Raw genomic sequence first — 12,915 nt, 5'->3', positions numbered from 1 at the left:
GATGAACAACGTGCTTTCATGCTTCTCAGTTAAACGGGCGGCCCCGGTGCTCAGCTTCCCTCCCCATAAAATGGGGGAGGGTCAGGGAGGGGGAACAAACGCCGCTGAGCCGTCATTTCCCCCATCCCAGCCTTCCCCCGCGACGCGGGGGAAGGCGCGGTCAGTGCATCGTTATCCGTCGGTGCGAGTGTTAACCGATCAGCATTAAGCAATGTGTAACGCTTAACGCTGACGTTGCTGGCGGCGACGCTGGCGCGCCTGACGCCGTTCAGCAATATCACTGGCGCTTTCGGTCTCCGTCTCCTGCTGGCGCGTCAGCCAGTTAGCCAGCGCGCGCGCATTAGGACGGTTAAACAGCTCCACCACTGGCAGCGAAATCTGCAGCTTCTGCTGCAGTAACTGGCGCAGACGGATCAGGTGCAACGAGGTCGCACCGGCTTCAAAGAAGTTGCTGTTGTCCGGCACCTTCTCCAGTCCGGCGATCTGCTGCAGCTGCTGGCAGATCACGGCCGTCAGTGCGTCGCTGTCACTGTCCGATACCGCCTCATCCGGCTGGCTGTCATCGGCTGACGGCGCAACCGCCCGGGTGCTGGGCGACTGCCACTGATAAGCCGGCAGCAGGGCGCTGAGATCCTGTTGCCAGAGATCGCCACACACCGCCAGCATGCTCAGCAGTTCGCAGTAGCTGGCAAACATCTCGTCGGCCAGTCCTGCCGGGAACAGCGCATCGACGCAGTCCCAGCTGAACACCAGCTCACCACGACGCTCCACCACCTGATGGTCAATCCACACCTGCGGTGTCTGGCTGACACTCCAGCCAAACTCGCCCAGCCAGTCGGCGGCGACACTGCGGTCGCTGCCCTGGGCATCGACCCCCAGCCCGCTGGTAAACACTACTGGCATTGCCACAGCATCGACCCGGCCACGACGGCGCGCCGCTTCACGCAGCACGCGCACGGCGGACACCTCGCTGTGACTGAGGTCATCCCACAGCTGCTGTTGCAGTGCGGCGGCGCGGGTCAGGAAGTCCGCTTCCCCGCGCATATCGCAGGCCAGCAGGCTCAGTGAGGTAAAGTCACCGACCAGCATGGGCAGCTGTGGGTGGATATCCGGACGCTGGAACAGCGTCAGATTCAGGGTGAAGTGCGCCTCGCGGCTCCAGTTCGCCAGCACGTGGCTCCAGACGCTCAGCAGCAGCGCATTCGGCGTGATGCCGGCATCTGCGGCACGCTGGCGCAGGGTGCTCCACTGATCGGCGCTGAGTCGCGCTTCGCGGCGGATAAAGTGTGGCGTATCGATGTGCTCCGGTTGCTGCGCCAGCGGCAGCAGCGGCCCGGCAGGCAGGGTATCGAGACGATCCAGCCAGTAGTTCAGCGCATTGTTCCAGCTGGCGCGTTGCGGCCATTTCTCCTGTGCCAGCACATAGTCACGGAAACGAATGGTCAGCGGCGGCAGCTCACTCTCTGGCTGACGTGCCAGCTGCGCCCATTCGGAGAGCAGCATCACCATCGAACGGCCATCGCAGATCAGGTTATCGAGGCTGATGCACAGACGAATACGCTGATCGCTCAGCTGTCCGGCGCGCACGCTGAACAGCGGCCAGCGCGTGGTGTCATGCACTTCATGGCTGAGATCGTCACGCACCTGCTGCTGCCACTGTTCGCGTTGTGCGGTGCTGGCATGGCGCAGATCCTGACACTGGATTGCGTACTCCGGCACCTGTGCCAGTACACGCTGATAACCGGCCTCGTCGATCACCGCACGCAGCATGTCGTGGCGCAGCACCAGACGCTGCCAGGCGTTTTGCAGTGCATGGTGGCTGAGGTCATCAACGTCGATTTCCACATACAGATGGGTGGAGACACCGCTGAGCGTCAGGCCGCTCTGACGGCCAATCCAGTATGCCTGCTGCACATCGGTCAGCGGGAACGGCTGGTGACGGCGGGCATCATCCGCCTGCCACTGTTGCTGTTCCTCCTGCCACAGCGGCGCGGCGGCGACGTTGGCAGCGAAATCGGCAAAGCGCGGGCTGATAAACAGATCGCGCAGCGCCACCTGACGTTGCAGCTGATGGCGGATTTTCTCCACCAGTCGCACCGCTGTCAGGCTGTCGCCGCCAGCTTCAAAGAAGTGCGCTTCTGCGGCTGGCGTTTCACCGTTCAGCAATTCCGCCCACAGCGCGGCGAGGTGGGCATCCAGTCCCTGCCACTGCGGTGCAGGCTGGCCGGATGCGGCTTTCGCACCGCTGTGCGGACGTGGCAGCAGGGCGCGAGCCACTTTGCCGGTCGGGCTGAGCGGTAACGCATCCAGCGCAATCAGGATCTGCGGCACCATATAACCCGGCAGCAGCGTCGCCAGATAGTCGCTGACTTTGGTCGGCGCGAACTGCCACAGGCTGTCCGGCATCTGCGCCATCAGCAGGTGCAGACCGCTGTTGTCCAGCTGTGGCAGCGTCAGTGCCGCCTGCTGCTGGTAGCCCTGCTGCTCCAGTTGCTGTTGCCACTGTGCGGCACTGAGCAGCGGCAACGCCTGCTCGCGACGGCTGTCCTCCAGCTGACTGTAACCCGCCTCCAGCAGCGCAACGGTGGCCAGCTGGAAGGTGCTGTTACGTGTCATTTCTGGTGCCAGCAGCCAGCCGCCAGGACGTAGCAGGCTGGCAATTCGCTGCAGCAGACGCGGCACATTATGGCTGCGGTGCAGGGCGTTAAACGCCAGTACCAGATCGTAGTGATGACGGTTGACCTCCTGCTGCGCCAGCGGCTGCTCGCTGTCCAGCACGCTGTAGTGAAGGTGGTGGTGCAGCTGATGAGCGGCGGATGAGGAAAGACGCGTCTGCGCCTGCTGTACCAGCAGACGTGAGGCGTCGCTGAAGTGATACTCCAGCCCGACGTCCGCCAGCTGCGCCAGCAGTTCATGGCTGGCAACACCGCTGCGGCCACCCAGTTCAAGGATGCGCGGTGCGCGTCCCAGCTGCTCGGCCAACTGACGGATCAGCGCGGCCAACGCATGGTTGACCGGCGCGCTGAGCGGGTTGGCCTGCGTCAGCTGTTCCGGCGACAGTGCGTCATCATCGCTGTAGAACAGCTCCAGTGCGCTGGCTTCACCGCGCAGAATGCGCAGACGATCGGCCGCGCCGCTTTGCAGTCGTACCAGAGCTTCACGTGGCAGTCCGGCGGCAGCAGCCTGACTCAGCAGGGTGTCCCAGCCAGGCGTGGTGTTCTGCGCCTGTTGCTGCCACTGCTGCGCCAGCGTGCGGAACTCATCCGTTGGATTGAGTGCGGTATCACCGGCAACCGCCAGCGTATCGGCAATGGCACGTTCGCCGAGCTGATCGATCAGCGTCCAGAACTGTTGCAGATCGGCGTTATGCGGCTGATCCGGCTGCTGTGCCAGCAGCGCACGGGCATCGGTAATCAGCTGTGCGCCATCCTGCAGCGCAGGTTCGGCGGTTAACTGCTGGCTGAGGGTTTGCGCCTCAGCAGACAACACCAGCCAGGCGGCAAGGCGTTTTTCACCACGCTCGTTCCCCACGGTATCCACCACCGCGTCACGAATTGCCGGATGCTGCTGCAGCGCGGCTTCGATTTCACCCAGTTCGATACGGTTACCGGCAATTTTCACCTGATGATCGCGGCGGCCAAGGAACTCCAGCGTGCCGTCCGGCCAGTAGCGTGCCAGATCGCCGGTGCGGTACAGCCGTTCACCGCGATGTTCGATAAAGCTGGCGGCGGTGCGTTCGGCATCGTTCTCATAGCCCAGCGCCACACCGTGGCCGGCAATAAACAGGTCGCCGCTGACATAATCCGGACGGTCACGCAGTTGGCTGTCCAGTACGTGATACGCCTGGTTGGTCAGCGGGTAGCCGTACGGGATGCTGTTCCACTGCGGCTGCACTTCATCGACGATAAACCAGTTCGACCAGATTGAGGCTTCGGTCGCGCCACCCATCGCCACGAGTGTGGCGTCAGGCGCATGGTTTTGCAGACGTGCAGGCAGGTGCAGCGGTATCCAGTCGCCGCTAAGGAACACGCGGCGCAGACCCGCCAGCGCCTGCTGATGGTAATCCGCTTCCGCCAGTAATAGGTCAAGCAGGGCGGGCACCGAGTTCCATACTGTGACATTGTCACTTTTAATCAGCTGCAGCCAGCGTGCCGGATCGCGTGTGGCTTCGGCTTCCGGCAGCACCAGCGTACCGCCAGCGGCAAAGGTGCCGAAGATATCCCATACCGACAGATCGAACCACAGCGCAGAAAGTCCCAGCACTGTGTCCTGCGCCGTGACGCCAAAGCGCTGGTTGATGTCCAGCACGGTATTCACCGCGCCGCGATGGTCAATCAGTACCCCTTTTGGCACCCCGGTGGAGCCGGAGGTGTAAATCACATACGCGGCATCGCTGGCGTGACGTGGGATCGCGGGCAGCGTGGTGGCCGTGTGCGGCTGTGCGGCATCGACGGTAATCGTCTGGCCCGCAGCGGCCAGCTGCGCGTGGTATTCCGGCTGTGTCAGCAGCACCCGAATATTGCTGCCCTGCACAATGGTTTGCAGACGAGCTGCTGGCGTGTCGGCAGACAAGGGAACATAGGCTGCGCCGACCGCCTGAATCGCCAGACAACTGGCAATCTGCGCTGCGCCTTTATGCATCACCACTGCTACACGATCGCCCGGTTTCACCGCGGCAGCCAGTAACTGGCTGGCAATCCCCATGCTCCATTCCGCCAGTTGCTGGTAATTCCAGCGACCTTCGTGGCTCACCAGCGCCGTTGCCTGCGGCTGTGCCGCGGCACGGCGGAAGAACAGCTCATCGAGCGTGGCATCAGACAATGGCGCGGCGGTATTGTTGATCGCCCTGCGTACTGCCTGTTGTGCTGGCGGCAGCAGTGCCGGCAGTGGCTGTTGCCACAACCGGTCATCCGCAGCCAGTTGCTCCAGCAGGCTCGCATAGGCGTCAAACATGGCATCCAGTACGCCAGGCTGGAACAGGTCTTCGACGGCGTCCCAGTTGTACACCAGTGCGCCATCCTGTTCGCTGGCCTGATGATCGAGCCATACCTGCGGCGTCTGGCTGATACCGTGGACAATTTCACCCAGCGGGCTGGCTGCCGCGCCTTTGGTCGGATCGTTCACCCCGAGCTGGCTGGTAAACACCACCGGCATACCCACCAGCGCCTGCTGTTCACGACCACGGTTCCATTCGCGTAACACATCCACCGCGCTGAAACTACGGTACTGCAGGCTCTCCAGCACTTCACCATTTACCTGCGCGGCGCGTTCGGCAAAACTGAGCGGTTGCTGGTGATCCAGCGCCAGCAGGGTGACGGCGGTAAAGTCGCCGACCATCCGTGGCACATCCTCATGCCATGGCAGGCGGTCAAAGATGGTCAGATTGAGGCTAAAGGTCGGTTCGCTGCTCCAGCTGGCCAGCACTTCGGAGAAGGCGGCGATCAGCAGTGAGGCAGGCGTGACACTGTAACCGGAAGCGCGCTCGCGCAGTTTCTGCCAGGCCTCTGCGGGCAGCGTGCGCTGACGGCGGCTGAACTGCGGATGCACCTGCGTCAGGTTCTCAGCCACCAGCGGCAGTTGTGGTGCAGCTGGCAGCGTTGGCAGACGCTGTAACCACCACTCGCGGTCCTGCTGCCACTGCTCAAGGCGCGCCCCTTCGCGGTGATGCTTCGCCAGCACATAATCGCGGAAACTGATGCTGAATGGCTGCAGACCGGCCTGTTGCAGATCGCCATCGGCGCGATACAGCGCCACCAGTTCATCCCACAGGATCTGGCTGCTGGTGGCGTCATTGATCAGCATATCGATACTGATATGCAGGCGGCTGCCGCCCTGTGGCAGACGCGTCAGGCGGATATCAAACAGCGGCCACTGATCGGTTGGCAGCACCTGATGCGACAGCAGCGTGCGCCATTGCGCGCAGTGCTGTGCCGCCTGTTCACTGCTGGCCTGTTGCAGATCGGCGACGGCAATCTGGTACTCCGGCACTTCACGCAGTACACGCTGGCGGCCATCTTCACCAATCACCAGCCGCAGCGCATCGTGACGCTGGACCAGCAGATTCCAGCAGCGTTGCAGACGCGCAATATCCACCGCCTGCGGCGCATCCGCTTCCAGGTAAGCGTGGCAGGCGATGCCGCCCAGTGCATAGTGATCCTGACGGCCAATCCAGTAAGCGTATTGCAGCTCGGTCAGCGGGAACGGTTCATAGCGATCATCGGCCTGATGACTGATGGTCATTTCCGTGCTGGCGCTGGCCGGAACGGCATGTTCCAGCTGTTCGGTCAGCCAGGCGATCAGCCGCGCCGGGGTGCTGTGCTCAAACAGCGCTTTCAGCGGGCAGCTGATACCCAGTTCGCTGTCGCAACGGCGTGAGAAGTCCATAATCAGAATGGAGTCCATCCCCAGCGCCAGCAGCTCGCTGTCCGGCTGAATGTTGTGCGGCGCGATACGCAGCGTGCGCGCCAGTTCGTTACGCACAAAATCGTGGATCACCTGATGCTGTTCCGCGCGGCTGAGCTGATGCAGATTGCGTGCCTGAATATCCTGAACCGGCGTGGCCTGCTGTTGCTGCTGCGCCGCACAGCGGCTAAACAGGTGCACCGGATTGTAGAGGGCAAACAGCGGCACAAATTTCTGCCAGTCGACTTCCGCCGCCAGCCAGAAGGCCGGGAAATCCGCTGCCGTCATGTCGGCGCTGAACAGTTTATCCAGCGTCGCCAGATAGCGGGCAGGTGGCTGGCGCTGAATACCGGCCATGCGCAGGTACTGGAGCAGCGAGTCATCCACTTCAGACATACCGCTGCCACCGCTCCACGGTCCCCAGGAGATACTCAGCCCCGGCAGGCCAAGGTGGCGGCGCTGACGCATTAACGCATCCTGCCAGGCATTGGCCGCGCCGTAGTGGATTTGCAGACGCGATCCCCAGACACCGGAAATCGAGGTAAAGCAGACAAACCACTGCAACGGCAGGTGGCGGGTGTGCTCGTCCAGCAGACGGGTGCCGGTGATTTTCGCCGCGGCGACCGCCTGATAATCGTCACGGGTAATGGTATCGAGCGGGTTAAAGCGGCCAACACCGGCGCAGTGGAATACGCCCGCCAGCGGCTGACCCAGTTCATCGATACGGGCAAACAGCGCCGCGACGGAAGCGGGCTGGGTAATATCGGTTTCGACACAGGTCAGGGTGATGCCACGGCTGCGCCAGTGTTGCAGCCATGCCTGCACATTGCGGCGCGGTGCCTGGCGGCCGGTCAGTATCAGATGACGTGCGCCGTGGCGCATCAGCCATTCACTGATATGACGACCGAGTGCTCCCCATGCGCCCACCACCAGTACGGCGGCATTATCAGCGATAGTGAAGTCGTCACCCGGACTCAGAGTTTCCTGCTCTGCAGGCGTCAGACACGGATGCAGCCACTGCTGCTGGCGCACGCAGAGTGCATCCTCTTCGCCAAAGCAGCTGGCGGCGCGCAGTACCGCATTGGCAACCTGCCAGATACCGGTTTCCGCTTCCATATCCAGCATCAGCCACTTACAGGCGGAATACTCAATTGCCAGCGCACGCGCTGCGCCCCACAGAGCCGCCTGGTCAGCGTCACAGACGGCAGGTTGTGGTGCCTGGGCATTGCGGGTAATCAGCATCAGACGCAGCGATCCTTTCAACTGCTGGATCTGTTGCAGCAGAGCAATCAGCGACCAGCTGGCATCGTCAGCCGGTGGCATAAACACCGCCACATCATCCTGCTGCCAGTCGCGTACCAGCTGTTCGGCATTAGCGCAGAACTGCGCATCGACATTGATGGCGGCAAAGCTGTCCGCCAGCTGGTCACAGCTGGTTTCGTCGCCCAGCAGCCAGTAGCGGCGCTCATGGGGGGTGGTGGCTGGCGTGTCGATCGCTTCCCATTGCAGGGTATACAGCGGCACCACTTCGGCACTGCTGTGGACCGGCATCGGCTGCAGCGGCAGTGGTTCACGCGGCGCGTCGCCATCGTAATCCAGCCAGTAGGTCTGGCGATGGAACGGATAACGCGGCAACTGGCGTGGCGACAGCAGCGGGGCGCTGAAGGTGGCGCAGTCAGCAGCTTCCCAGCTGAAGCTGGCACCGGCGAGATACAGATCGCGCAGCGCTTCACGCCAGCAGGTGAGCTGGTCGCTGTTGCGACGCTGGCTGGCGACAACCGTGACCGGATGCGCCGGACGCTGGCTGAGCAACTGACGCTGCGCCAGGGCGGTAAGAATGGCGTGCGGGCCGATCTCCAGCAGCACATCACACTGCTGCGTGGCAACGGCCAGCGCCTGGTGGAAACGCACCGCCTGACGGGCATGCTGTCGCCAGTAGTCGCCATCTGGGGCGTGGCTGAGCGCTTCGCCGCTGAGGGTTGAAATCAGGTTAATCGCGGGTGCCTGGGTGGTGACAGAGGCACAACTCTGCTGCCACTCATCCAGCATCGGATCGAGCAGCGGCGAGTGGAACGCATGGGACACGGTCAGCGGACGGGCGCTGATATTTTCCTGCTCCAGCTGCTGGCGCAGGGTGTCCAGTACCGTCTGTGCGCCAGCCAGTACGCTGTCTTCTGCGCCATTCATTGCGGCAATCGCCACCTGCGCCGCATCGTCAGCGGAGAGCGTCGCCAGCCGCTGTTCCAGCGCATCCGCGCTGAGGCGCACCGCCAGCATGCCACCACCGGCAGGCAGTGCCTGCATTAACGCGCCGCGGCGCACAATCAGACGGGCGGCGTCGTTCAGTGTCAGCGAACCGGCAATCACCAGGGCGGCAAATTCACCAATCGAGTGACCGAGCATTACCACGGGCTGCACGCCGTAGCGCTGCCACAGGCGTGCCAGCGCATAGCCAACAGCGAACAGCGCGGGCTGGGTAATGGCGGTTTGGTTGAGACGTTCGCTGTTGCCGTCAAACATCAGCGCCAGCAGAGATTCGCCGAGCCATGGCGCGATGGCGGCTTCTGCGTCATCCAGTGCCGCGCGGAAGGCGGGTTCCTGCTGATACAGTTCACGCGTCATCCCGCTGTACTGCGCACCCTGGCCGGTAAACATAAAGCCAACACGTGGCTGCGCGTTGACCGCTTCTCCGGCGGCGGCGTCGCGTAATGCGGCCTGCATCTGCTGCGGATCGCTGGCGACCACGGCCAGACGTAGCGCATGGTGTTCGCGCAGGCGGGCCTGGCTGGCAACCAGTGACGCCAGCGGCAGCGGGGCGTCCAGCTGCGCGATCCATTCTTCACGCAGTTGCTGCAGCGAGTCGGCATGTTGCGCAGACAGCAACAGCAGCTGTGGCTGACCGTTATCCGCCGCCAGATCGGTGTGCTGCTGCGGTGCCTGTTCCAGCACCACATGCGCCAGCGTACCAGCGAAACCATACGACGTGACGCCCGCACGGCGTGGCTGGTTGCGCTGCGGCCACGGCTGCGGCTGCAACGGCAGACGCGCCGGAATAACATCAAGATTGATCAGCGGGTTGAGCTGGTTAAGACCAATATGCGGCGGGATCACGCCCTGTTCCAGCGCCAGTACGGCTTTTACCACCCCGGATGCGCCCGCGGAGGCTTCGAGGTGACCAATATTGGTTTTGACCGAACCCATCCACAGTGGGTCGGCAGCCTGGCGGCCACTGAACACGTCAGCCACCGACTGGTACTCAATCGGATCGCCGAGACGGGTGCCGGTGCCGTGCAGTTCCAGATAATCAATATCGTCCGGGCGCAGTCCGGCGCGTTGCAGCACGCGCTGTAACAGGCGACGCTGTGCATCGCCATTTGGCGCAGACAGGCTGCTGCTGGCGCCATCCTGACGTACCAGGCTGCCACGGATAATGGCGCGAATCGGGTCGCCATCGGCCTGCGCCTGCGCCAGCGGTTTCAGCAGGAAGGCGACACAGCCTTCGCCGCGCACATAGCCATCGGCGCTGGCATCAAAGGTTTTACACTGACCATCCAGCGCCAGCATCCCGGCTTTATGCAGCACTTCGTCCACTTCCGGCAGCAGCTGCAGCTTGACGCCTGCCGCCAGCGCCATATCGCATTCGCCGAGACGCAGTGCCTGGCAGGCCATATGCAGCGCACTGTGCGCGGAGGAGCAGGCGGTGTCCACCGCCACCGACGGACCTTCCCAGCCGTAGAAGTAGGAGAGGCGGCCACAGGCGGCGGCAAACGAGTTGCCGGTGCCGTAGTAGGCATCGAGATGACTGCTGTCGCCGGTGATAAACGGCAGATGGGAGTAGTCGCCGGTGCCAATGCCAACATACACGCCGACATCCGCGCCTTTCAGCCGCGAAGGGCGCAGCCCGGCATCTTCCAGCGTATGCCAGCTCACTTCCAGTAACATGCGCTGCTGCGGATCGGTGTTGATCGCTTCACGCGGCGACATGCCAAAGAACGCGGCATCGAAATCTGCCGGACGATTGAGGAATGCACCAAAGCCGGGGATATCGTCGTGATTGCGGAAACGCTCGGCAGGCATCGGGCGGATCGCCGAGCCACCGTCCAGCAGCATCTGCCAGAACTGCGCATCGCTTTGCGCTTCTTCGCCATCGGCAGCGGGCAGGCGGAACGCCATACCGATAATCGCCACCGCATCATCGCTGTGCTGGCGTGGCGCGTCTGCCGGAGTCGACGTAACGGGGTGTTGCAGTGCCGTGATACGCGCCGCCAGTGCGCTGGAGCTGGGGCTGTCAAACAGCGCGCTTTCCGGTAAATCGATGCGGCAGTGCTGGCCGATTTTCGCCAGCAGCGTTGCCGCGCCGACCGAATCGAGGCCGTAACTGAACAGCGATTGCTGCGGATTGATATTGCGCGCCGTCACATTCCCCAGCAGATCCGCCGCCTGCTGGCAGATCCAGCCGATCAGCGCATTATCCTGTGCCGGTGTGATGTCGCGTGGCGTCTTTTCATCCCAGATTTGATGCAGTTCCTGCTGCAGCCAGGCATCACGCAGCGCACGGCGGCGCACTTTGCCGCTGGTGGTGCGCAGCAGCGTACCTTTGCGAATCGGCACCACGCGCCAGACGGCCAGCTGATGCTGTTCGGCAATCGCTTCACGCACCGCGTTCACCAGCTGTTGCAGTTCGTCATCCGTGGCGCGCTGGGCTTCCAGCACCAGGATCAGCCGCTCCTCATTCTGCTCTTCACAGGCAAAGGCGGCGGCGCCATCGGCCATCGCCATCGGGTGGGCGGCAACGGCGGTGGCTTCAATATCGTTCGGGTAGTGACACTCGCCGCGCACAATCAGAATATCTTTCAGGCGGCCAGTGATAAACAGCTGACCCTGATGGATAAAACCGAGATCGCCGGTACGCAGATAGTGGCTGCCGGAATCTTCGCCAAACAGCGTGGCGCCAAAGGTTTCATCACTCTGCTGTTCGCGCCGCCAGTAACCCTGCGCCACCGCCGGGCCGCTGATCCAGATTTCGCCGGTTTCGCCTTCGCTGACCGGCTGATGACTGTCGGGATTAACGATACGTAAATCCTGGCCGCCAAATTCGTTGCCGCAGCCGACGTAGCGGCGGGTATGGTTGCTGGCATGTTCGGCGATCACCACTTTGTTACGCAGCAATGCCTGTTTATCGATATCCAGATACACCGGTTCCGGCGCGCTGTTCCCGGCAGCAATCAGGGTGGCTTCCGCCAGACCGTAAGAGGGTTTCAGCGCATCGCGGCGCAGGCCACAGGTTTTGAAACAGTGCCAGAATGCTTCCAGCTGCTCTGCGGAAACCGGTTCGGCTGACGGCACCAGGCTGACAATCGACGACAGGTCAAATTTGGCCACGCGTTCAGGCTGCTGGCGGGCGGCATCGGTGCAGCGCTGCAGGGCGAAGTTGGGGCAGGGTAATACCGTGCCACGCTGCTCGCTGGCGATTTCCAGCCAGCGCAGCGGATCTTTGACAAAGGCAGCAGGGGGCAGATACACCGCGGTATTGCCCGCCAGCAGCGGCGACAGAATGCCCATAATCAGGCCAAGATCGTGATACAGCGGCAGCCAGCTGACCACCACGCTATCAGGCGCGGGCAGGGTCAGACAGTGCAGAAATTCGAGGTTCGCCAGCAGATTGTTGTGGCGATTAATCACCCCTTTCGGCTGACCGGTCGAGCCGGAGGTGTACTGCAGAAACGCGATGGTCTCAGCGTTAATCTGCGGCGCGCGCCATTGCTGTTGCCAGCCTGCTTCATCGTCAGTCTGGGTGTCCAGCACTGCCAGCTGGTGGCGGGCGGCGAAAGTGGTCAGATCGTCGCCGGAAGCCGCGACGATCTCCGCGCCGGTGAGGATCACTGTCGGCTGACAGTCTTCCGCAATCGCGTCCAGTTTCCCCAGCACACGTTTCACGCGCGCCGGACCGGAAAGGTTAACAGGCACGCCAATAATGCCCGCGTAGAAACACGCCAGCAGGGTAACCACATAATCCACGCCGGACGGATACAAAATCAGCGCAGTGCTGCCCGCAGCATACTCCTGCTGCAAACGGGCGGCTAAAGCCCGCGCACGTGACGCGAGCATCCCAAATGTAACAACCTGTTCACTGCCATCGTGGGCATGAAAACGCAACGCAGGTAACTCACTCTGCTGGCGGGCATAAAACTCAAGCCCGTCAACCAGGGTGGTAAAATCATTCAATCCAGGATGATGCGATGCCATTTTTACTTAAACCTCAAACAGTTATATGTCTGTGAAATTAAGCATCGCTCACTCAGTCCAGTAAAAAAAATAAAGCAACCTTGCCTTGTTCGCACAATTCCCGGTGGGGAAAACCACCACTTTTTATGCTGTTTTTTTCGTCAAACTTTCGCTTGCCACCGTAATAAAAATAATTATCATTTGCAATATCGTTATATAAATAGCTGATTTCGACATATTTACCAGTCGGTGTTTACTCGCCGACAACATCGGGTAAGGGACGTTGTT

Annotated in this window: 1 protein-coding gene; it reads right to left on the bottom strand. The window is 62.1% G+C overall.

Annotation, left to right across the window (positions count from 1 at the left end; all coding sequences use genetic code 11):
• Positions 1 to 222: 222 nt before the first annotated feature.
• Positions 223 to 12,648 carry an amino acid adenylation domain-containing protein gene (locus tag ACSZO1_RS08245; RefSeq protein ID WP_437611381.1) on the bottom strand — a complete coding sequence of 4,142 codons (12,426 nt, stop codon included), beginning with the start codon at positions 12,646 to 12,648 and terminating at the stop codon, positions 223 to 225.
• Positions 12,649 to 12,915: the final 267 nt, after the last annotated feature.

It is taken from the genome of Erwinia sp. V71, from assembly GCF_965644245.1.
Lineage (GTDB): Bacteria > Pseudomonadota > Gammaproteobacteria > Enterobacterales > Enterobacteriaceae > Erwinia.
Note: the sequence above shows the minus strand (reverse complement) of the source record. Positions and strands in the feature narration are given on the sequence as shown.

Excerpts from the sequence above, each read along its gene's own strand:
- ACSZO1_RS08245 (WP_437611381.1), bottom strand. The coding sequence starts at position 12,648 with ATGGCATCGCATCATCCTGGATTGAATGATTTTACCACCCTGGTTGAC.